Origin of the sequence: Bradyrhizobium oligotrophicum S58 (genome assembly GCF_000344805.1) — a bacterium.
Taxonomy (GTDB): Bacteria; Pseudomonadota; Alphaproteobacteria; order Rhizobiales; family Xanthobacteraceae; genus Bradyrhizobium; species Bradyrhizobium oligotrophicum.
Map to the genome: position 1 here is coordinate 2,306,832 of NC_020453.1, position 21,976 is coordinate 2,328,807.

Here is a 21,976-nt window from a genome sequence, read left to right on the forward strand (position 1 = left end):
CAGCGCTCCGGTATCGATGCCCGTGGGGCCAAGGCCGCATCTGTTGGAAGGTTGGGACGCCGGAGCGTTGTCCTTTGAGGGAGACCCCGTGCAGACGACCCTGCTCGGCTTGGCGATTGCCTTCATCCTTGCGCTCCTTGCCGCGCTGATCGGCCCGTATTTCGTCGACTGGAACCAGTTCCGGCCGCAATTCGAGGCCGAGGCGGGCAAGGTCATCGGCGTGCCCGTACGGGTCGCCGGTGCGCTGGATGCACGGCTGTTGCCGACCCCCACCTTGCGGCTGCGCCAGGTCACCTTCGGCGGCGCCAACCATCTCGGCAAGCTGCGGGCCGACAAGCTCGACGTCGAGTTCAGCCTCGGCGACATGATGCGCGGGCAGTGGAAGGCCAACGAGCTCACCATCGGTGGCATGGCGGCCGATCTCGGGCTCGACGCCAAGGGCCGCGTCGACCTGCCGGCCGCCTCGGGCCGGTTCAATCTGGCTGCCCTCTCGATCGACCGTTTCAACCTGACCGGCCGGGTGGCGCTGCACGATGCGGCCAGCCGTTCGACGCTGGAGCTGACCGACATCGTCTTCTCCGGCGACGTGCGCTCGCTGGCCGGCTCGCTGCGCGGCGACGGCGCGGTGTCGATCCGCGGCGCCCGCTACCCGTTCCGGGTGTCATCGAGCCAGGACAAGGACTCCAACGGCCTGCGCGTCCACCTCAACGTCGACCCCGGCGAGCGTCCGGTCATGGCTGATATCGAGGGCCTGATCAGCTTTCCCAACGCCTCGCCCAAGTTCGAGGGCGCACTGACGCTGTCTTCGCCGTCCAGGGAGCAGGGCGCCGACAAGGACAAGCCCGCCAACGATCAGGTCACCAAGGGGCAGGTCACCAAGGGCCAGGCCGCGAAAGAGCCTCCTGCGAAGCCGTCGCCGGCGCAGCGGGCCATCACCAGTCCGGCGAGTCGGGCCGAATCCACACCTTGGCGGATCGCCACCAAGGTCGTGGCCGATCAGGCGTCCGCCAAGCTCGAGCAGATCGAGGTCACCTTCGGCCAAGAAGATCGCTCGCTGAAATTTGCCGGCAATGGCGACGTCCGTTTCGGCGCTGCGCCAGTGCTGAAAGCCTCGCTGTCGGCGCGCCAGCTCGATGCCGACAAGCTGCTGGCCGGTGGCGACGAGGTGAAGGACCGCCGGGCGATCGCGCCGGCGCTGGTGCTGCCGGCGCTGCGCAACTGGATCGCGCAGCTGCCGACCCTGCCGCTGCCCGCCAGCGTCCAGTTCACGACCGAGCAGATCATGCTGTCCGGCCGCCCGGTGCAGAATTTCACGGCCGACCTGCACAACGAGCCGACGGCGTGGAGCCTCGAGAAGGTCGATCTGCGCGCCCCGGGGTCGACGCATCTGACATTCCGGACCATCGGCATTTCCACCTCGGTCACGGCAGGCTTCACCGGCGCGCTCGATCTCGACTCGTCGGAGCCGGATACGCTGGTGGCCTGGCTGCAGGGCCGCAGCGACGGCAGCTACCGCACCCAGCGCCCGCTGCGCCTGCGCGGCGATCTCAACGTGGCGCCGGACCGGGTCGCGATCGACGGCCTGAAGGCCGACATCGATGGCGGCTCCGTCGACGGACGCATCGCGCTCGTCAACCGGTCTGCCGGGCCCGGCTCGCGCTTCGAGGCGGTGCTGAAGGGCGACCGGCTCGATCTCGACGCGGCGATGGCCGTCACGCGTTCCCTGGTCGGCGTCACCGGCGAGTGGCCGGCCGAGGCCAACGTGGCGCTCGATGTCGGCCGCGCCAAGCTCAGCGGCCAGGAGCTGCGTCCGCTCACCGCACGCTTCTCCTACGATCCCAAGACGATTGCCGTCGATCAGCTCAAGTTCGGCCAGGGCGGCGGGGTGACCAGCGAGGGCTCGGGCCGCTTCGATCGTGCTGACGCCACCGGGCGGCTCGTCGTGACCTCGATGGCAGGCTCGCTGAAGGAGATCACCGCGCTGCTGCAGCCCTTCGCACCGCAGATCGCCACGCGTTTCGATGCGCTCGGCACGCCCGCCGGCGCGGCGCGGTTGAAGCTTACGCTGGATATCGCCAAGGATCCCGCCAATGCCGACCGCAGCCAGGCGAAGGCAGTGCTCGATCTCGATGCGCCGCAATTGAAGGGCTCGGCCACGTTGACGGCGAAGCCGTCGGCGGCGGCGCTGCGCAGCTTCGAGGTCGACGCCATCGATCGCACCGAGCTGGGGATCGAGAGCCGGGTTTCGGCCGAACAGGGCAATGTCGTGCTGGCGCTGCTCGGGCTCGATCGCATCGCGGCGGCCGGCAACGGTCCGGCCCAGTTCGACGCCAGCGTGACCGGCAGCTGGCGGGCGCCGCTGCGGGTGAATGCAAAACTGTCCGGCGGCGGCCTCGATGGCGATGCGCAGGGCACCGTCGAGCCATGGGGCGATGCCACCAAGGCCAATGTCAATCTGCGCCTGCGCAGCGCCAATCTGGCGCCGCTGCTCGGATTGAAGCCGCAGGATGCGGCGGCGCAGAACATCCGACTGTTCGGCCGGCTGGGCCTCTCCAACAATCATGTGACGCTCGACGACATCGACAGCACGGTCGGCGGCTCGCGGCTGCGCGGCCGGCTCGCCATGAATCTGGACGACGACAAGCAAGTCGATGGCGAGCTCGGGCTGGACGCGCTCGACGTCCCGCAGGTGTTTTCGGTGCTGGTCGGCGCGGCCGGCCGCGAGCAGGCCGAGCCGCTCGGCGCCGGTCTTCTGAAGGGATGGCGCGGCCGCGTCTCGTTCCAGGCGCTCAGCGGCGCCATCCTGACCGGCATGGATCTACGGCCGCTCGGCGGGGCGATCAAGAGCGATGGCCAGTCGCTCACGATCGAGAAACTCAAGGGCAAGCTCGGCGGCGGCGACGTGAGCGCGTCCGTCGATGCGCGGCCCAATCCCAACGGCCTGGTCCTGAATGGCCGCATCGAGCTCGCCGGCGTCGACGGCGCCGCCTTGCGCTATCGCAGCCTCAAGATGCCCCCGGGCAAAGTCTCTGCGCAGATGACGCTCGCCGCCGAGGGCCGCAGCGTGCAGGGGCTGGTCAACGCGCTCTCGGGCAACGGCACCGTGACGATCGACAATGCGGCGATCCCGAACCTCGACCCCCGCGTCTTCGAGGCGGCGTTGCGCGCGGCTGATGCCGGGCAGGTCGGTGACGACGGCAAGCTCCGGCAGGTGGTCGAACCCATTCTGACGTCGGGCAGTCTGTCGGTCGCGTCTGCCCAGATTCCCTTCATCATCCGTGACGGCCGGCTGCGCGTCGGCGCCACCACGCTCGAGGCGCAAGGCGCGCGTGCGATCGTCTCCGGCGGCTTCGATATTCCGGCCGACCAGGCCGACATCCGCGCCAGCCTCAGCGCGAACGCTGTCGGCAATGCCAATAGCCGTCCCGAGGTTCAGCTGTTTGTCGTTGGCACACCCGACGCGCTGACGCGCGCCGTCGACGTCACCTCGCTGTCGTCCTGGCTGGCGGTGCGCGCGATCGATCGCGAGACGCGGCGGCTGGATGCGATCGCCCGTGGCGAGGTGCCGCCGGCCTATCCATCGTCGACGGCGTCGCTGCCGGGTGGTAATGATGCCGGCCCGGTCGCGCCCGCTGTGCCGGACGTGCCGCTGCCCGGGCGTGATCCGCGGCGCGATCCGCGCGCCAGGCTGGGCGGCCCGCGCGCCGCCGTTCCGCCGCTCGCCGCACCACTGTCGTCGCCGCCTGCAGCCGCGCCACCGCCGGTGCCGCCGGTCGCCGCGAGCCAGTCACAGGTCGCGCCGCTGCCGCCGCCGGTCGAGATCAAGCCGGCGCCCGGCGCGCTGCCGCCGCGTCCCCGGCCGGTGCCGCGTCCGCCCGTTGTGTTGACGCCGCCGGGCAACCCGTGATCTCGCCGCGCGTCGGGCAGGGGCCGCGCCGATGATGACGTTGCGCCAGGTCGAGGTCATCCGCGCGGTCATGGTGACGGGCACCATCAACGGCGCAGCCCGCCTGTTGAAGGTCTCTGCGCCGGGCGTCAGCCGCCTCGTGAAGTACACCGAACGCTCGCTCGGCATCCGCTTCTTCCAGCGCCAGAATGGCCGTTACTTCCCCACCCCCGAGGCGCAGAACATCTTCGAGCAGATCAACAGCGTCTACGAGAAGGTCGACGATCTCAGCTACATCATCTCCAACATCGGCCGCGGTGCGTTGTCGGAACTGCGCATCGGCTCGGTGCCCAGCATTTCCCAGGTGATGGTGCCGCGCGCGATCGAGCGCGTCCGCCGCCGCTATCCTGATCTCGGCATCGACATCAACATCCTGAAGATCGAGGAGGCGATCGACTATCTGATGCTGGGCAAGGGCGAGTGCGTGGCGATGAGCTACCGGCTCGACCATTCCGGGCTCGAATTCCTGCCGCTGGCCTCGGGCGAATTGTTCTGCATCGTGCCGCCGGGCCATGAGCTCGCCGGCCGCAAACAGGTCTCCGCCGCCGAGATGACGCGCTATCCGCTGATCGGCATCGATCCGAACGATCCCTACGGCCGGATCATGGCCGAGATCTTCGCGCGCAACAAACTCGACTACAACATCTCGATCAAGGCGCGCTTCGGCACCACCGTCTGCGCGCTGGTGAAGGCCGGGCTCGGCATCGCCGTGATCGACCAGTTCACCGTCGCCCATGGCGGCTATCCCGGCATCGAGCTGTTGAAGATTGCCGAGCCGACGCGGTTCGACACCTATATTGCCGTCAAGCGCGGCACGCCGCTGTCGCTCTATGCCGAGCACTTCATCGATTGCCTGCGCGCGGAGATGCGCGCACTGGAGCCGGGCCGACGCCAGGTGGCCAAACCGGCGAAAACTGCCCTCGGCAAAAAATAACATGATGTTAGGTTCAGCGGATATTTGGATAATTGTGTTAGCCGGCGGACGCGCTATCGTCCGCGGCGAGATTCATCGCTCGTGCGGCGATCGCGCGAAGCAGCAGCAGAGACTGAAGCCAACGTGCCTGATCTTTCCGCGCTCAAAGCCCGCAAATTCCTGACCGGCTTGATCGGTGCGCCGATCGCGCATTCGGCGTCTCCCGCGATGCACGAACACGCGGCGGCGACGCTCGGCGTGCGCTGCCATTACCAGCTGATCGAGGTCGCCGGCGCCGACCGCGCAGGGCTGGCAACGCTGCTGGAAGGCGTGCGCCGTCTCGGCTTCGCCGGTGTCAACGTGACCTATCCCTACAAGGAAGCCGTGGTCGAGCTGCTCGACGAGCTCGCGCCGAAGGCCAAGGCGATGGGCGCCGTGAATACCGTGGTGGTGCGCGACGGCCGGCTGATCGGGCACAACACCGATACCACCGGATTCGAGCGCGCCGTGGCGCCGCTGGTGTCCGAGACGAAGCGGGGCGTCGTGGCGCTGGTCGGAGCCGGCGGGGTGGGCAAGGCGATCGCCTTCGCACTTGCGAACCTCGGCGTCGCAGGCCTTCGCATCTACGACACCGAGCGCGCGCGCGCCGAAAAGCTCGCAAGCCTGTTGCCGGCGGGCAGAGCGTATACTGTGGTCGACAGCGTCGAAGCGGCGCTGCAGGGGGCCGTTGGCGTCGTCAACGGCACGCCGATCGGCATGCTGCCGAACCGCGGTACGCCGGTGCCAGATCAATTGCTGCATTCCGATCTCTGGGTCGCCGATGCCGTCTATTCGCCGCTCTGGACGCCGCTGCTGAAAGCCGCCAAGGCCAAGGGCGCGCGCGTTCTGCTCGGCCGCGAGCTTGCGATCTACCAGGCCGCCGACGCATTCGAGCTGTTCACCGGCCTCGCGCCATCGACCGAGGCGATGGGGGCGGCGTTCGACAACCACATGGCGGAGAGATATCCGGCGGTTGACGCCGCCTGAGTAAACCGGCCAATACGCGCCGGACCAGTCGTTCAAGCAAGAAACGCAAACAAGCGTTTGGAAACAGAGGAGGAAACAAAATGAGATCGATCATCCTGGCTGGCCTGTGCTCAGCCGTGCTGCTGTCCGGAGCCGCCTACGCGCAATCCGGCGCCCCCATCAAGATTGCCAACGTCGCCGAGCTCTCGGGCGGCGGCGCCACCGTCGGCAACAATTGGAAGAACGGCATCGACCTCGCCGTCGAGGAGATCAACGCCAAGGGCGGCATCCTCGGCCGCAAGATCGAGGTCAGCCACGCCGACTCGCAGTCGAACCCCGGCGTCGCGCGTGCGCAGGTGCAGAAGGCGCTCGACGGCGAGCCCTACGTGCTGCTCGGGCCCGGCTATTCCGGCTCGGTGAAGGTGACGGCACCGCTGGCGGCCGAGGCCGGCATCACCCAGATCATGGGCGGCGAGGCGGCCGAGCTGACACAGGCTGGCAACAAGTTTCTGTTCCGCACCTCGTTCGGCCAGCAGTCGTCGATGCCGAAGGTCGCCAAATACGTCAACGACGAGTTGAAGGCGAAGTCGGTCGCGGTGGTGTGGGTCAACAATGATTTCGGCCGCGGCGGACGCGACGTCATCACCAAGGAGTTCAACCGTCTCGGCATCAAGGTCGCAGCAGATCTCTCGACCGAAGCCGGTCAGGCGGACTTCGCCGCGGACGTCAGCAAGATCAAGGCGGCAGCTCCAGACGCGGTCTTCATCTACGTCAACGAGGAAGAGAGCGCGCGCATCCTGAAGGAGATCAAGCGTCAGGGCGTGACCGCGCCTTTGATCGGCGAGACCACGCTGGTCGGCCAGAAGGTGATCGAGCTCGCAGGTGACGCCGCCAACGGGGCCCGTGGCCATGTCGGCCTCACCACCGATGCGCCGGTGGAGGCCATCAAGGCGTTCCGCGACCGCTTCGTGAAGAAGTATAACTACGTCCCCGATCACAACGGCCTGAAGGGCTATCTCGCGATCTACATGGTCAAGGCCACCACCGAGAAGATGGGCAAGGTCGACTCCAAGGCGTTCGCCGACACACTGCACGGCCTGACCATCAAGACCGCGACCGAACCGAACATCCTGATGGATGTCACCTTCGACCAGAATGGTGACATCGATCGCCAGGGCTTCCTGGTCGAGGTGGTCGAAGGCAAGCAGGTCGTCAAGCAGGTCTTGCCGAAGCTGAACTGAGGACAACGGTCGACTGGCGGCGCGGGTGGGGATGCCCGCGCCGCCGTCACCCAAGGGTTCACGGGGAAACGATGTCCAATCTGCTCGATCTGATCGTGGCGGGCCTCGCCACCGGCGCCATCTACGCGCTCGTCGCCGTCGGCTTTACGCTGTTGTGGCAGACCTCGCAGACCATCAACTTCGCCCAGGGCGAGTTCGTGATGTTGCCGGCCTTCCTGATGCTCGCGGTGATGCATCTCGGCGTGCCGTTCTGGCTCGCGGTGCTCGTCGGCATCCTGCTGTCGGCGCTGCTGCTCGGGCTCGGTTTCAAGCTGCTGCTGGTCGATCCGATGCTGCGCCATGGCGTGCTGCCGCTGGCGATCGCCACCATGGCGCTGGCGATCGGGATCAAGGAGGCGGTGAAGCAGTTCTTCAGCGCCGAGGCCTCGCCGTTTCCGTCGATCGTCCCCGCCGGCGATATCAGCGTCCTTGGCCGGGCCATCTCGCTGCAGAGCCTCGGCGTGCTCGCCGTCGCGATCCTGGCCGTCATCGGCCTGACCACGCTTTTGAACCGCACCTCGCTCGGCCATCAGATGCAGGCGGCGGCGCAGAACCCAACGGTGGCGCGCATCATCGGCGTCCCCGTCGAGCGCATGATCCTGTTGACGTTCCTGATCAACGCCGTGCTGGTGGCGCTGGCCTCGCTGCTGATCACGCCGATCTATCTCGCAAAATTCTCCAGCGGCGAGGTGCTGGGGCAGGCGGCTTTCATCGCCGCGATCGTCGGTGGCTTCAACCAGGTGCGCGGCGCCATTGCCGGCGGCCTGCTGATCGGCATCGTCGACAACCTCGCAGCTGCCTATGTCTCCACCCAGTATCGCGCCGCCGTGCCCATGGTGCTGCTGATCCTGATGATCCTGTTCCGGCCGCAAGGCCTGCTCGGCCGAGCCGAGGAGCGCACGGTATGACCAAGCACAGCAGACTGCTTCTCGCCGCGCTGGCTGTCATCGTCATCGCCGGGCTGATCATCATCCCGATGAACTTCAACCGCTACGGCCTGTACATCCTGAGCCAGTGGGCGGTGATGACCATCGCCGCCATGGGGCTCAATCTCACGCTCGGCTATGCCGGTCAGGTGTCGCTGGCCCAGGGCGCGTTCGTCGGCATCGGCGCCTACGGGGCCGCGATCCTGACCACGCATGGCTGGCCGCTGATATCCGCGCTCGGCTTCGTGATCGTGATCTGCTTTGCCGTCGGCTGGCTGCTGGGTTATCCGGCGCTACGCGTGCAACATCACTATCTCGCCTTCGTCACGCTCGCGTTCTCGACCCTGGCCTTCCTGGTGTTCCGCAACGAAAGCTGGCTCACCAACGGTATCTATGGCATCAGCAACATTCCGCGGCCGGAGATCTTCGGCTTCCCGACCCGCAAGCCGCTGCCGTTCTATTATCTCTGCCTCGGCTCGCTCGGGCTCGTGACGCTCGCCATGTGGTGGCTGATCCGCTCGCCCTGGGGCCGCGCCTTCATGGCGCTCCGCGAGAACCCGATCCGGGCGCAGTCGCTCGGCATCGACACCAGGCGCTACACCTTGATGGCGTTCGCGATCGGCTCCGTGCTCGGCGGCATCGCCGGCGTGCTGTATGCGCCGCTGACGCAATATGTCGATCCGGTGCCGTTCAACCTGCAGCTCTCGCTCGATCTCCTGATGATGGTGATCGTCGGCGGCTCGGGCTTCATGTTCGGACCCTTCCTCGGCGCCATGATCGCGGTGCTGCTGCCGGAGTGGTTGCGCTTTGCCGAGGGCTATTATCTGATGCTCTATGCGGCCGCGGTGATCGTGCTGCTGATCTATTCGCCCTCCGGCATCCTCGGCATTCTTGATCGCTATCTCAGCTCACGCCGGACCCAGGCGGCGTCGGCGTTGCGCGCGGCGGCTCAATCCAAGCTGGAGGCCGCGCAATGACCGCAGTCCTCGACGTCCGCGACGTCAAGAAGAGCTTTGGCGGCATCACCGCCGTCAACGGGGTCAGCTTCGACGTGCAGGAGGGCGAGATCCTCGGCCTGATCGGGCCCAATGGCTGCGGCAAGTCGACCCTGTTCAACTGCATCCTCGGCCAGCTGGTGCCGAGCGCGGGCGAGGTCAGGGTCGACGGCAAGCTCGTCACCGGGCAACGGCCGTCGGATCTCAATCGCCTCGGCGTCAGCCGCACCTTCCAGCTTCTGCAGGTGTTTCCGAAACTGTCGGTGCGGGACAATCTGATCCTCGCCGGTCAGGAGCATCGCGGCAGCATGCTGTCGCGCCTGCTCGGCCCGTCGGATGCGGGCCTCACAACAACGGCCGACCAGATGATCGGCTTCTTCAAGCTGGAGCATCTCGCCAACGAGCCGGCCGGGGGCCTGTCCTACGGCCAGCAGAAGCTGCTCGATGCTGCGATGGCGTTCATGGGCGGACCGCGGCTGGTGCTGCTCGACGAGCCGGCCGGTGGCGTCAACCCGACCATGCTCGGCGATCTCAAGGAGCGGCTGATCGCGATCAATCGCGAGCGCCGCGCCACCTTCGTCGTCATCGAGCACAACATGGAATTCGTGATGTCGCTGTGCTCGCGCGTGATGGTGATGGCGGAGGGCAAGGTGCTGGCGATCGGCAAACCCGACGAGATCAGGGCGAACCCTGCCGTGATCGAAGCCTATCTCGGACATTGACGGAGACGGCCGTGAGCGATCCCATTCTCGACGTCCAGAACCTCGTCGGCGGCTACGGCAAGATGACGATCCTCAATGGCACCAATTTCTCGGTGCCCAAGGGATCGATCACCACCGTGATCGGACCGAACGGCGCCGGCAAGTCGACCGTGTTCAAGGCGATCTTCGGCCTGCTCAAGCTGCGCGAGGGCAAGGTGGTCTTCAAGGGCCGCGACGTCACCGGCTTGAGCCAGCGCGCGCTGCTCGGCGCCGGCATCTGCTACATCCCGCAGGGCCGCAACATCTTCGGCGAGCTGTCGGTCCGCCACAACATCGAGCTCGGCGGCGTTGCTGCTGCCCGTGACTTCGATTTGGCTGCGCGTGTCGAGGCTGCGCTCGACGTCTTTCCGGTGCTGCGCAAGAAGGCGGACCGCCAGGCCTCGACCTTGTCGGGCGGCGAGCAGAAGCAGCTCGAGATCGCCCGCGGCCTTCTGCTGGAGCCGCAGCTGGTGCTGATCGACGAGCCCTCGATCGGCCTGTCGCCGCTGATGGTGCAGCAGACCTTCGACATGCTGAAGCAGCTGCGCGACCGCGGCGTCTCGGTGCTGCTGATCGAGCAGAATGCGCGCTCGGCGTTGGAAATCTCCGACTACGGCATCGTGCTCGAGCTCGGCCGCACCCGGATCATCGACAAGGCCGACCGCGTGCTTGCCGATCCGCGTATCGGCCAGCTGTTCCTGGGCGGCGCGATGGAGGAGACGGCGGCATGAACAAGCGCTCGATCGCAACGGTCTCCATCTCTGGCGCCCTGGACGAGAAGCTCAAGGCGATCGCGGCCGCAGGCTTCGATACGGTCGAGATCTTCGAGAACGATCTGGTCGCGTTCGGCGCTCGGCCGCGCGAGATTGGCCAGATGTGCCGCGACCTCGGGCTTGCGATCTGCGCCTATCAGCCGTTCCGCGATTTCGAGGGCATGCCGGAGCCGCAGCGCGCGCGCACCTTCGTCCGCGCCGAGCGCAAGTTCGACCTGATGCAGGAGCTCGGCACGGATCTGCTGCTGATCTGCAGCAGCGTGTCACCGGCCTCGCTCGGCGGCATCGATCGCGCCGCCGCCGATTTCCACGAACTTGGCGAGCGCGCGGCGAAGCGGGGTTTGCGTGTCGGCTACGAGGCGCTGGCCTGGGGCCGCCACGTGCACGATTATCGCGATGCCTGGGAGATCGTGCGCCGCGCCGATCACCAGGCGATCGGCGTCATCCTCGACAGCTTCCATGCGCTGGCACCGGCGCTGCCGACCAACGCGATCCGCTCCATTCCCGCCGACAAGATCTTCCTGGTGCAGCTGGCCGACGCGCCCAAGCTTGAACTCGACGTGCTGTCCTGGAGCCGGCATTTCCGCAGTTTTCCGGGGCAGGGCGACCTGCCGGTCGGCGCGTTCATGGAGGCCGTTGCGGCCACCGGCTATGCCGGGCCGCTGTCGCTCGAAATATTCAACGACCAGTTCCGCGCCGGCTCGGCGCCGCGAACGGCGCTCGACGGCATGCGCTCGCTGCTGCTGCTGCAGGACGATCTCGCCGGGAAGATGCCTGCCGCGGCGGAGCCGCGCTTCGAGCCCCGCGTGAGAAGCCACGGCATCGGCTTTGTCGAATTCGCCGTCAGTGAGGACAAGGCCGAGTCTCTCGCGCGTCTGTTCAGCCAGCTCGGCTTCCGCAACACAGGGCGGCACCGCAGCAAGGCTGTGCAACGCTGGTCGCAAGGCGCGATCGAGCTGGTGATCAATTGCGAGCCGGCGAGCTTCGCGCATTCGCACTACGTCACGCACGGCCCGGGTGTCTGCGCGCTTGCGCTGGACGTCGACAGCGCCGATCGTGCCATGGCGCGGGCGCAGGCCTTGAAGACCCGTACCTTCGTGCAGCCGGTCGGGCCGGGGGAGCTGGAGATCCCGGCGATCCATGGCGTCGGCGGCAGTCTGCTGTATTTCCTGGACGCCAAGGGCAAGAACTGGGACGTCGATTTCGAAGCGGTCGCCGGCGATGAGGGCAACGACCGTCTCGTGGCTGTCGATCATATCGTGCAATCGATGCCGCATGAGGAGATGCTGTCCTGGCTGCTGTTCTATGCCGGGCTCATCGACTTTTCGCGCCTGCCGCAGATGGAGATCGCCGACCCCAGGGGCCTCGTGCAGAGCCAGGCCATCGTCAATGGCGATCGCAGCCTGCGCTTCATCCTTAACGGCTCCACGGCGACCCGCACGCTGTCGTCACGCTTCATCTCGGAATTCTTCGGCTCCGGCGTCCAGCACATCGCGTTCTCCTGCGACGACATCTTCGCGGCCGTGGCCGAGATGCGCGCCCGCGGCGCCGGTTTCCTCGACATTCCCGACAACTACTACGACGACCTCGAAGCCAAATACGATCTTGCGCCCGAGACCATCGCCGCGCTCCGTGCCAACGAGATCCTGTACGACCGCGACGGCGACGCGGAGTTCTTCCAGGTCTACACCCACATCTTCGAGGAGCGCTTCTTCTTCGAGATCGTGCAGCGGCGCAACTACCAGGGCTTCGGCGCTCCCAATGCCGCGATCCGTCTCGCGGCGCAGGCGCGCGAGGTGCGGCCGGACACGATGCCGCGGCTGTAGATCAGGGCTCCGGCCCGATGCCAGGCAGGCGCATGATCGTCTCGGCAAGATGCTCGATCACCAGCCGGACGCGCGCGATGCCGGCGCGCTCCGGCACGATCAGCATGTTCAGCGGCACCGAGGGCAGGCGATGCTCGGGCAGGATCACGGTCAGCCTGCCCGCAGTGATGAGATCGTCGACCAGCCAGCCATGCGCCGCAGCGATGCCGCGCCCGGCCAGCACGGCTTCGCGCACGGCGAGGCCATGATTGGTGCGGAAGCGTCCGATGAACGGCACCTCATGGTGCTGGCCATCAGGCGCCACCAGGGTCAGAACCTCGCTGCCGGCGACGTTGGGCATGCGGATGGCGTCATGGCCGATCAGCTCTTCCGGCGTGTGCGGCGTACCGCGCCTCGCCAGATAGCTGGGTGCAGCGACGAGCAGCCGGTGCGAGTGGCCGAGCGCGCGCAGCTTCATCGAGCTGTCGGCGAGCGGCGCGAGCCGCAGCGCGATGTCGACCCCCTCGCGCACCAGGTCGATGCGCTCGTCGGTCAGGTTGAGATCGACCGCGATGTCCGGATAGCGGTCCTGGAATGCGAAGACGATCCGGGTGACGTGCAGGATGCCGAACGCCGCCGTGCAGGAGATGCGGATCATGCCGCTGGCCGCGCCACGCGTGCCGCGCGCCTCGTCGCCGGCCTGTTCGATCAGCCGCAGGATCTGGACACAGTTCGCATAGTAGCGGCTGCCCTCGTCCGTCAGCGTCACGCGCCGCGTGGTGCGGCTCAGCAGCGGCACCCCGATGGAGTCTTCCAGCTCCTGCAGATGACGCGAGATCGTGGACTGGCCGACGTTGAGCTCGCGCGCCACCGCGGACAGGCTGCCGCGCTCGGCGACCCTGACGAAGCTGCGCATGTGGGCGATGCTGACGTCTGATTTATCCATAATACGGCATGATATTATCGATATACACTATGTAGTGGATAAATGAGGGCGCGTCTATGTCATGGCCTGCTCCAGCAAAGGATCGACACCATGAACGTCCTGCTCGTTTTCGCCCATCCAGAACCCCGCTCTCTCAACGGCGCCCTGCGCGACATCGCCGTCGCCGAGCTCAAGGCCCAGGGCCATGAGGTCCGGATCTCCGACCTCTATGCGATGGGCTGGAAGGCGGCCGCCGACCGCGCCGACTTCCCGCAGCTCGAGCCGGATGCGCGCCTGAACGTCGCCACCGCCTCCGGGGAGGCCTTCAAGACGCATGCGCTGACCGACGACGTCCGGGCCGAGCAGGACAAGCTGCTATGGGCCGATGCGGTGATCCTGCAGTTTCCGCTGTGGTGGTTCACGATGCCCGCGATCCTCAAGGGCTGGGTCGACCGCGTCTACTCCTACGGCTTCACCTATGGCGTCGGCGAGCACAGCGACAAGCGCTGGGGCAACCGCTACGGCGAGGGCGTGTTCGCCGGCAAGCGCGCGATGCTGGCGGTGACGACGGGCGGCTGGGACGAGCACTATTCGGACCGCGGCATCAACGGGCCGATGGACGACCTCCTGTTTCCGATCAATCACGGCATCCTGTTCTATCCCGGTTTCGACGTGCTGCCCGCGTTCGTGGCGCACCGGGTGAACCGCCTGGACGATGCAGGTTTCGTGAGGATCGCCGAACAGCTGCGTGAGCGGATGCGGACCCTGTTCACCGCCAAGCCGATCCCGTATCGGCGGCAGAACCACGGCGACTATCTGATCCCGTCGATGCAGCTGCGCCCCGAGCTTGGCACGCCAGATGCGCGCGGCTTCGCGCTGCACGTAGACGCCGTGCAGTGACGCCGCCGGGCGCGGGGAAAATTAGCCCGCGCCCATCGCGACCGCGATGTGGTAGGTTGCGTAGCTCGCGGCGTAAGCAAGCGCGAACATGTAGAAGAAGGTTACCGCCATCCAGCGCCAGCTGCCGGTCTCGCGCCGGATCACCGCCAGCGTCGAAGCGCATTGCGGGGCGAAGATGTACCAGGCGAGCAGCGACAGCGCCGTCGCGAGGCTCCATCGACTGGCCAGCACCTGGCCGATCTGCTCGGCCGCCTCCTTGCCGCCTTCGATCGCATAGACCGTGCCGAGCGCCGCCACTGCGACCTCGCGGGCGGCCATACCGGGCACCAGCGCGACCGCGATTTGCCAGTTGAAGCCGACAGGTTTCAGCAGGGGCGCGATGGCCTGACCGATCATGGCAGCGAGGCTGTAGTTGATCGCGGGTTCTGTTGCACCCTCCGGCGGTTGCGGGAAGGAGGCGAGGAACCAGATCAGCACCATCATCGCGAAGATCGTGGTGCCGGCGCGCTGCAGGAACATCTTGGCGCGGGTGTAGACGCCGATCGCGATGCTGCGCAGCCGCGGCATCTTGTAATCCGGCAGCTCGAGCATGAACGGTGCCGGCTGATAGTCGCGCATCAGGAAGAACTTGACCAGGAACGACACCAGCAGCGCGCTGATGATCCCGGCCGCATAGAGCCCAAACATCACGAGGCCCTGCAGGCTGATCAGGCCCCAGACCCTGGTCGGCGGGATGAAGGCCGAGATGATCAGCGTATAGACCGGGATGCGCGCCGAGCAGGTCATCAGTGGTGCGATCAGGATCGTGGTGAGCCGGTCGCGGCGGTTGTCGATCACCCGGGTCGCCATGATGCCGGGGATGGCGCAGGCGAAGCTCGAGAGCAGGGGGATGAAGGCGCGGCCGTGCAGCCCGGCGCCACCCATGATGCGGTCCATCAGGAACGCCGCGCGCGCCATGTAGCCGAAATCTTCCAAGAGCAGGATGAACAGGAAGATAATGATGATCTGCGGCAGGAAGACGATGACGCTGCCGACGCCCGAGATCACCCCATTCTGCAGGAAGCTCTGCAGCAGGCCTTCAGGCAGCAGCTCATGGACCACCTGGCCGAGCGCGTCGAACGATGCCGACAGCACCTGCATCAGGGGCTGCGCCCAGGCGAAAACGGCCTGGAACATGACGAACAGGATCGCCAGCAGGATGAAGAGGCCGCCGACCGGATGCAGCGCGACCGAATCGATCCGGGCGGTCCAGGTGTCGGGCCGTTCGGGGAGGCTGACGGTTGCGGCGATGATGCGATCGGCTTCGCGCTGGGTCGCGCGCAGCTCCGGCACGGTGAGGGGACGCCAGGTGTTGGCGCGATCCCCCGTGGCCGCGGCCGCCTGGGCCAGCAACTGGTCGGTCAGCTGCAGCAGATCGTCGGTGCCGCCCTTGCGGACGGCGATCGAGGTGACGACCGGTACGCCCAGCGCCTGCGACAGGCCGGCGACATCGACCGTCACGCCGCGCCGCTTGGCGATGTCGAACATGTTGAGCACGAGCGCGAGCGGGCGCCCGGTGCTCTTGAGCTCGAGCAGGAGGCGAATCGTCAACCTGAGATTGGTGGAATCGGCGACGCACAGCACGAGGTCGGGCAAAACCTCGCCCGTGGCGCGTCCGAGCACGAAATCGCGGGTGATTTCCTCGTCCGGGCTGCGGCCGCGCAGCGAATAGGTTCCAGGCAGGTCGACGAGCGAGACCTGGCGGCCCTGTGGGGTGACGAAGGCGCCTTCCTTGCGCTCGACCGTGACCCCGGGATAGTTCGCGACCTTCTGGCGGCTTCCCGTCAGCGCGTTGAACAGCGAGGTCTTGCCGCTGTTGGGCGTACCCACCAGGGCCAGATGCAGCAAGGAGCTTTCCATGAGGGAGGCTTTCCGCGGCCTACGCCACGATCACGGCCATGGCTTCGCGACGGCGGACCGCGACGGTGATGTTGTCCACGCGGACGGCGATCGGATCGCGCCCGACGATCCCTTCATGCAGGATTTCGACGCGGGCCCCCTCGACGAAGCCGAGCTCGATCAGCCGGCTCTCCAGCTCGATGTCGGGCAGGGACGACGTCGTGCCACCAGCAGCAAGATGCTGGATCGTTCCGGTATAGCCCCGCCGGGCCAGACCGAGCGGCAGAGGCGGCCTTGTATCGCAGATTTCGCTCATAGCCTGTATTTTCAATCGCGTGCCAAGAGGTCAAGCGCGGCATGTTCAATGCCGCGGCATCTTAGAGCGATTTTAAACAGGCCGGGCGGGCCGCCCTCTGATCTGCCTCAAGGAGCTGCGGCAGCGGCCGTGTGCCGGCTGTCCACCGCCGCCTTCGGCTCGAGGCCCGAGGAGGCCGCGGCGCGGCTCTTGAAGTGGTCGAGAACGAACAGCCGGATCGCGGATGACAGGTTGCCCTGCTGGCGATTGTTGTCGATCTCTCCGACCAGTTCGGACAGGGTCATGTTACGGAGACCCGAAATCTCCTTCATGCCGTTCCAGAACGCCTCTTCGAGGCTGACGCTGGTCTTGTGGCCTGCGACCACGATTGAACGTTTTACGACGGGCGACTTCATCACGCGTCCTCGCCATTGATACGATGTTGATCGAGTAATTCGTTCGCGCGCGTTTCGCGTTGTGCGTCAGTTGCGCGTTCGGACTTCGTCCTGCCATGACGAGCGCGGTTGCTTTCGGCGACCTTCGCTGCCTGATCGCGCTCTACGCGCTTTCTGAAACGCTTCAAGTTGATGACGTCTCCCATGCTCGCTCCAATCATCTAAGACATCGAACATTGCAACGAGAGAGTGCGCGTTGCGCAGATGAGCCTAGGCGTTATCCAGACAATCACGTCATCGCTCCCCTGATAGTTCGATCGCCATTCGCGTCATTGCGAGCGGGTCTTGTACTCACCAAACGCAGCAGAACTTGTAGTCGAGAGTATCCTTTAGGGGTTAACAGCGAGAATTGCATCACCCCCCGTAGTACTACGGGACTACCGTCAAGCTCGTCCGGGCTTGGTCATCTTTTCGGGCTGCACGAGGCGATCGAACTCGTCTTCAGACACGAAGCCGAGCCGCGTCGCTTCTTCCTTCAACGTCGTGCCGTTCTGGTGCGCCGTCTTCGCCACCTTGGCCGCGTTGTCGTAGCCGATCTTCGGCGCAAGAGCCGTGACCAGCATCAGAGAACGCTCCATCAGCTCACGAATCCGCTTTTCGTCGGCACGAATTCCGGCTACGCAATGTTCGCTGAATGAACGAGCGGAATCAGCTAGTAATTGTATGGACTGCATCATGCAATGTCCGAGCAATGGCTTGTAGACGTTCAATTCGAAGTGGCCCTGGCTGCCGGCCACGGTGATCGCAGTATGATTGCCGAACACCTGGCAGCACACCATCGTCAGCGCCTCGCACTGAGTCGGGTTCACCTTGCCCGGCATGATGGAGGAGCCCGGCTCGTTCTCGGGCAGAATCAATTCTCCCAGCCCCGACCTCGGGCCCGATCCGAGCAGGCGGATGTCGTTGGCGATCTTGAACAGACCGGTGGCCGCCGCATTGAGCGCGCCGTGCGCGTAGACATAGGCGTCGTTCGACGCCAGCGCCTCGAATTTGTTGTCGGCGCTGGTGAACGGCAGTCCGGTGATGCCGGCGACGTGCTTGGCGAACAGCTTTGCGAACTTCGGATCCGCGTTGAGGCCGGTGCCGACAGCGGTGCCGCCCTGGGCGAGCGGCAACAGGTCGCGGGCCGCCGTTTCGATCCTCGCGATGGCGCTCTCGACCTGTGCAGCGTAGCCCGAGAATTCCTGGCCAAGCGTCAGCGGCGTCGCATCCTGGGTATGGGTACGGCCGATCTTGACGATGTCGGCGAACGCATCCTGCTTGGCGCGCAGCGCTGCCAGCAGCTCTGACAGCGCCGGCACCAGATGGCCGGAGATCGCTTGCGCTGCCGCGATGTGCATTGCGGTCGGGAACGAGTCGTTCGACGACTGGCTCATGTTGACGTGATCGTTGGGGTGCACGGGCTTCTTGCTCCCGCGTTCGCCGCCCAGCAGCTCGCTGGCGCGATTGGCGATCACCTCGTTGAGGTTCATGTTGGTCTGGGTGCCGGAGCCGGTCTGCCAGACGACGAGCGGGAAATGATCGTCGAGCTTGCCGTCGATGACCTCCTGCGCGGCGTGGACGATCGCCTCCGCCATGCGGGGCTCGAGCAGCCCGAGCTCGCGATTGGTCTCGGCGGCTGCGAGCTTCACGAGCGCCAATGCGTGCACGAGGCCGGTCGGCATCCGGTCGCGGCCAATGCGGAAGTTCTGCCGGCTGCGCTCGGTCTGTGCGCCCCAATAGCGGTCGGCAGCAACCTCGATCGGGCCGAAGCTGTCGGTCTCGACGCGCGTCGATCCGCCGGATGATGAATCAGCTGATTTTGCCATGAAGCATGCCCATGATTGGTCGTGAGCCGGCCCGCGCCGGTTCAGCATGCTTCAATCTATGGCAGAGACCGCCGTTCCGCGCGCGGCGAATGCGCCTACTTCTTGCGGAAGCGGTCGAGACGGACGACCTCGGCGCCCTCTCCAGGCGTCGCCGGAGGGACTGGCTTGTCCTCATCCGCGTCCGTCGCCGGTGGAGGCAGCGCTGAAGCAATGGCCGCGGGTGCGGTCGACGTCGGAAGCTTCGGCGTGGGCGGGGTCTCGGCGATCGCTTCCGACGGCTCGAACTGCAGTCCAAACTGCACCGACGGATCGAAGAAGCTCTTGATGGCGTGGAACGGCACCACCAGCCGCTCCGGGATGCCGCCGAACGACAGGCCGACTTCGAAACGATCCTCTGAAACCACCAGATCCCAGAACTGGTGTTGCAGGATGATCGTCATCTCCTCCGGATATTGCGCCAGCAGCCGCGGCGACAGCTTCACGCCGTCGGCCTTGGACACGAAGGTGATGAAGAAATGATGCTCGCCGGGGAGGCCATGCGCGGCTGCATCGGTCAGCACCCGGCGCAACACCCCGCGCAGTGCGTCGCGCGCCAACACGTCGTATCGAATGTGATCCGTCGCCATGATCGGTCCTGTATCGTGATGGGCCGCGCCCCGCCCGTGTCGGATCGCCGCGCCTGGTGGGCAGCAGCAGTCCCGACTCGCATTCGGCACATCGTACCCCGGCCGGGCGCCGAGGTCAGCAGCCAAGCCGGTCCGACATATGGGAACGCGCACAAGCCCGCGGAAGTCCGGATGTCAAGGAATGAACGGGGAGGGTGCGAAAAGAGGGGGCAGAAGGAAACCGGTGCGGGTGAAAGTGGAGGCTTCTGTTGCCAGGTGCCTCCGAACCCCGCCTAACGGAGCTTAACCCGTTAGGACTTTAAGGTGGTCTTTCAAACTGCGTTACGCAGCCTGAGCAACCGGAGCAAAGTTGTCGTTGGCAACTATTGCAGTAGCCCGATAACGGCGGAACAATACCGGGAAAAAGCTCGCCCTTTACGCCCTCGTCGATCCTATTTCGCCCCCGCCAAAACCCGCGCCAAACATCAAGTCTGACCGCGGGCTTTGGTGGAGGCGCCGGGTACCGCCCCCGGGTCCGAATGGTTTATTTCGACGGCGATTTATTTCCATAGCCGGCAAGCCGGCACCCCCTATATAGGCCGCCCGCCGGCGGATGCACAGAGCGCAGAGGCTTTTGACCGCGACAAAAATGTGGGCTGTGGCGGGGAACCTGTCGTTCGACCTTGGCAGCCGCGAATTTGTGCTCCTAGAGTGCGGCATGACCGCCGAGACCGCGCCGGCCGCTCCCGTGACGGCCGACATCGCCAAACACCCGCCCAGCCTTCGCACGCTCTTCTTCGCATTTGCGAAAATGTCGCTGTCCGGCTTCGGCGGCGTGCTGGTGTTCGCCCGGCGCGCGATCGTCGAGGAGCACCGCTGGATGACGGCGGAGGAATTCAACGAGACCTTTGCGCTCTGCCACTTCATGCCGGGGCCGAATATCGTCAATTTGTCGCTGGTGTTCGGTTCGCGGCTGCGCGGCATTGCCGGCGGGCTCGCGGCCTTTGCGGGTCTACTCGGCCCGCCGACGCTGCTGGTGACCGGCTTGGCGGCCATCTACGGTCATTTCGGGCAGGTCGATGCGCTGAGGCGCGTGCTGGCCGGCGTGTCATGCGTGGCGGTCGGCCTGCTGGCCTCGGCCGTGTTCCGCATGATGTCGCCGCTGCTGAAGAAGCGCGACGTTCTCGGGCTCATGGTCATGCTCGCCGTTTTCGCCGCGATCGGGCTGGCGCGCCTGCCGCTGCCTGCAGTGTTGTTGGCGGCGGTGCCGCTCAGCCTTGCCGTCACCTACGCAAAGCTGCGGTGGGCGCGATGAGCGGTGACGACAATCCGCTGTTTCAGCTGTTCTGGACGTTTGCGCTGATCTCGTTGTTTGCGATTGGCGGCGCGAATGCCGCGATTCCGGAGCTCCATCGCATTGCTGTCGACGTTCGACATTGGATGACCGACAAGCAGTTTGCGGATGCCTTTGCGATCGCGCAATTGTCGCCCGGGCCCAACGTTCTGATCGTCACTTTGATCGGCTATTCCGTCGCAGGCGTCGCCGGTGCGGCGGCCGCCACTGTCGCGATGTGCGGCCCGACGGCAGCGCTCGCCTATGTCGTCAGCCGGTGGCTGTCGAATGTGCGCGACGCGCGCTGGCCCGCTGTACTGCAGGCCTCGCTGGTCCCGCTCTCGATCGGCTTGATGGCGGCGAGCGCATTGATCCTGGTGCAGGCCTCGGACCGGACGTGGCCGGCATTCCTGTTGACGGTGGTTGCCGCTGCCGTTGCATCGATCACGCGGGTCAATCCGCTCTGGCTCTTGGCCGCAGGAGGTTGCCTCGGTTTTGCTGGCCTTCTGTAGGTAAAGTCGCTAGGCAAAGAGTACGGTTGGCCGGAGACCGCTCCGGGCCAGCGAACGAGAACAATGTCGGCCGCCAAGGCCGATTGGGGAGGGCAAGGCATGGCCGACACCACGGGCCAGTTGTCGGGCGGGACGGCCAGTGTGCCGGCCGCACGCAACGTGACTGGCGCATCGATCATTCTGCTCCTTGCCTTCGCCCCGCAACTCGTCGAACTCGCCATCTCACTCGTCGGCCTCGTCGCAGCGGTTTCGGCGCGTTCGCCGCTGCAGGTCGTGGCGGCGCATGGCGCCGCCCTGGTCGAATCCTTGCCGATGCTGCTGGGCCAGTGGGCTGATGGCGGCAAGGTCACGCTCCGATCGGATGCGCTGCTCGCGCTGATCTACACCTACCCGCTCATTGCCATCGCGGTGTTCACCTTTCTCGCGCGGCCGCGCGCTCCGCAGGATTATTTCGGCGGCGTGGCGCTGATGGCGATCGCGCTGTTCGCGTTGTGGGCCGCGAGCGATCTGTCCGGCATGCGCGGATTCACGTTCGGCCCGGGGACCGCGCCGCGCATGCTCGGCGTGCTGCTGTTGGCAATGGGGGCTGCCGTCGCCGTGATCGGTCTGGTGACCGAGGGGCCGGCGCTTCAGGTCTATCACTGGCGCGGGCCGTTCTTCGTTTCCCTCGCCATCCTGACATTTGCCGTGGCGATCCGCCCCTTGGGGCTGATCGTCGCTGCGCTCGCGGCTTTTCTGATCGCCGCGCTCGGAACGTCGGAAACACGCTGGGGCGAGACGCTGATCGTCGGCGTCGTCCTGACGCTCGGCTGTGCGCTGCTGTTCCCCTACGTGCTCGGCCTGCCGATGCCGTTGTTCCCGCGTTTCCTGGTGCAGTGAGGC

Annotated in this window: 20 protein-coding genes and 1 other RNA gene; 13 read left to right on the forward strand and 8 right to left on the reverse strand. The window is 66.1% G+C overall.

Annotation, left to right across the window (positions count from 1 at the left end; all coding sequences use genetic code 11):
• The first annotated feature begins 88 nt into the window (after nucleotides 1-88).
• From S58_RS09850 to S58_RS09890, 9 genes are all read left to right on the forward strand, one after another.
• Nucleotides 89-3,907 carry an AsmA family protein gene (locus S58_RS09850; RefSeq protein WP_015665141.1) on the forward strand — a complete coding sequence of 1,273 codons (3,819 nt, stop codon included), beginning with the start codon at nucleotides 89-91 and terminating at the stop codon, nucleotides 3,905-3,907.
• A gap of 31 nt (nucleotides 3,908-3,938) precedes the next feature.
• Nucleotides 3,939-4,880: a LysR family transcriptional regulator gene (locus S58_RS09855; protein WP_015665142.1), complete on the forward strand. Its 942-nt coding sequence runs from the start codon at nucleotides 3,939-3,941 to the stop codon at nucleotides 4,878-4,880.
• Between the two features lie 123 nt (nucleotides 4,881-5,003).
• The gene (locus S58_RS09860) at nucleotides 5,004-5,885 is read left to right on the forward strand and encodes a shikimate dehydrogenase (protein WP_015665143.1); all 882 of its coding nucleotides are present in this window, start codon (nucleotides 5,004-5,006) and stop codon (nucleotides 5,883-5,885) included.
• 80 nt (nucleotides 5,886-5,965) lie between these two features.
• The gene (locus tag S58_RS09865; protein WP_015665144.1) at nucleotides 5,966-7,105 is read left to right on the forward strand and encodes an ABC transporter substrate-binding protein; all 1,140 of its coding nucleotides are present in this window, start codon (nucleotides 5,966-5,968) and stop codon (nucleotides 7,103-7,105) included.
• Nucleotides 7,106-7,176: 71 nt separating this feature from the next.
• Nucleotides 7,177-8,052, forward strand: a complete 876-nt coding sequence (locus tag S58_RS09870; RefSeq protein ID WP_015665145.1) for a branched-chain amino acid ABC transporter permease — start codon at nucleotides 7,177-7,179, stop codon at nucleotides 8,050-8,052.
• Nucleotides 8,049-9,047, forward strand: coding sequence for a branched-chain amino acid ABC transporter permease (locus S58_RS09875; RefSeq protein WP_015665146.1), 999 nt, complete (start codon nucleotides 8,049-8,051; stop codon nucleotides 9,045-9,047). The genes S58_RS09870 and S58_RS09875 overlap by 4 nt, the downstream gene beginning before the upstream one ends.
• Nucleotides 9,044-9,787, forward strand: a complete 744-nt coding sequence (locus S58_RS09880) for an ABC transporter ATP-binding protein (RefSeq protein ID WP_015665147.1) — start codon at nucleotides 9,044-9,046, stop codon at nucleotides 9,785-9,787. The genes S58_RS09875 and S58_RS09880 overlap by 4 nt, the downstream gene beginning before the upstream one ends.
• 11 nt (nucleotides 9,788-9,798) lie before the next feature.
• A complete protein-coding gene (locus tag S58_RS09885) occupies nucleotides 9,799-10,536 on the forward strand; it encodes an ABC transporter ATP-binding protein (RefSeq protein WP_015665148.1) in 738 nt (245 codons plus the stop codon).
• Complete coding sequence (locus tag S58_RS09890; RefSeq protein ID WP_015665149.1) at nucleotides 10,533-12,404, forward strand: bifunctional sugar phosphate isomerase/epimerase/4-hydroxyphenylpyruvate dioxygenase family protein; 1,872 nt, start codon at nucleotides 10,533-10,535, stop codon at nucleotides 12,402-12,404. Before S58_RS09885 ends, S58_RS09890 begins: the two co-directional genes overlap by 4 nt.
• A gap of 1 nt (nucleotide 12,405) precedes the next feature.
• On the opposite strand, the gene S58_RS09895 is transcribed toward S58_RS09890, so the two are convergent.
• Nucleotides 12,406-13,329: a LysR family transcriptional regulator gene (locus S58_RS09895; RefSeq protein WP_015665150.1), complete on the reverse strand. Its 924-nt coding sequence runs from the start codon at nucleotides 13,327-13,329 to the stop codon at nucleotides 12,406-12,408.
• Nucleotides 13,330-13,419: 90 nt separating this feature from the next.
• Here S58_RS09895 and S58_RS09900 point away from each other — a divergent pair, with 90 nt between their 5' ends.
• Entirely contained in the window at nucleotides 13,420-14,208 is a 789-nt protein-coding gene (locus S58_RS09900; RefSeq protein WP_015665151.1) for an NAD(P)H-dependent oxidoreductase, read from the forward strand.
• A 21-nt stretch (nucleotides 14,209-14,229) separates the two neighbouring features.
• Here the strand turns inward: S58_RS09900 and feoB are convergent, their stop codons facing one another.
• The 7 genes from feoB to ssrA all read right to left on the reverse strand — a co-directional run bounded on the left by feoB (nucleotide 14,230) and on the right by ssrA (nucleotide 19,873).
• Nucleotides 14,230-16,107 (reverse strand): ferrous iron transport protein B, encoded by a 1,878-nt coding sequence (gene feoB, locus S58_RS09905; protein ID WP_015665152.1) that lies wholly within the window; start codon nucleotides 16,105-16,107, stop codon nucleotides 14,230-14,232.
• Nucleotides 16,108-16,126: 19 nt separating this feature from the next.
• A complete protein-coding gene (locus S58_RS09910) occupies nucleotides 16,127-16,402 on the reverse strand; it encodes a FeoA family protein (RefSeq protein ID WP_015665153.1) in 276 nt (91 codons plus the stop codon).
• Between the two features lie 107 nt (nucleotides 16,403-16,509).
• Complete coding sequence (locus S58_RS09915) at nucleotides 16,510-16,797, reverse strand: ribbon-helix-helix domain-containing protein (protein WP_015665154.1); 288 nt, start codon at nucleotides 16,795-16,797, stop codon at nucleotides 16,510-16,512.
• Entirely contained in the window at nucleotides 16,797-16,982 is a 186-nt protein-coding gene (locus S58_RS36305; RefSeq protein ID WP_083938550.1) for a DUF4169 family protein, read from the reverse strand. The genes S58_RS09915 and S58_RS36305 overlap by 1 nt, the downstream gene beginning before the upstream one ends.
• 237 nt (nucleotides 16,983-17,219) lie before the next feature.
• Entirely contained in the window at nucleotides 17,220-18,644 is a 1,425-nt protein-coding gene (gene fumC / locus S58_RS09920) for a class II fumarate hydratase (protein ID WP_015665155.1), read from the reverse strand.
• 95 nt (nucleotides 18,645-18,739) lie between these two features.
• Nucleotides 18,740-19,270 (reverse strand): SspB family protein, encoded by a 531-nt coding sequence (locus tag S58_RS09925; RefSeq protein ID WP_015665156.1) that lies wholly within the window; start codon nucleotides 19,268-19,270, stop codon nucleotides 18,740-18,742.
• Between the two features lie 234 nt (nucleotides 19,271-19,504).
• Nucleotides 19,505-19,873: a transfer-messenger RNA gene (gene ssrA, locus S58_RS35990) on the reverse strand.
• A gap of 94 nt (nucleotides 19,874-19,967) precedes the next feature.
• On the opposite strand from ssrA, the gene S58_RS09930 reads away from it, so the two are divergent.
• The 3 genes from S58_RS09930 to S58_RS09940 all read left to right on the forward strand — a co-directional run bounded on the left by S58_RS09930 (nucleotide 19,968) and on the right by S58_RS09940 (nucleotide 21,973).
• The gene (locus tag S58_RS09930; RefSeq protein ID WP_042339133.1) at nucleotides 19,968-20,564 is read left to right on the forward strand and encodes a chromate transporter; all 597 of its coding nucleotides are present in this window, start codon (nucleotides 19,968-19,970) and stop codon (nucleotides 20,562-20,564) included.
• The gene (locus S58_RS09935) at nucleotides 20,561-21,094 is read left to right on the forward strand and encodes a chromate transporter (RefSeq protein ID WP_015665158.1); all 534 of its coding nucleotides are present in this window, start codon (nucleotides 20,561-20,563) and stop codon (nucleotides 21,092-21,094) included. Before S58_RS09930 ends, S58_RS09935 begins: the two co-directional genes overlap by 4 nt.
• Nucleotides 21,095-21,193: 99 nt before the next feature.
• The gene (locus S58_RS09940; RefSeq protein WP_042339135.1) at nucleotides 21,194-21,973 is read left to right on the forward strand and encodes a tripartite tricarboxylate transporter TctB family protein; all 780 of its coding nucleotides are present in this window, start codon (nucleotides 21,194-21,196) and stop codon (nucleotides 21,971-21,973) included.
• Nucleotides 21,974-21,976 lie beyond the last annotated feature (3 nt).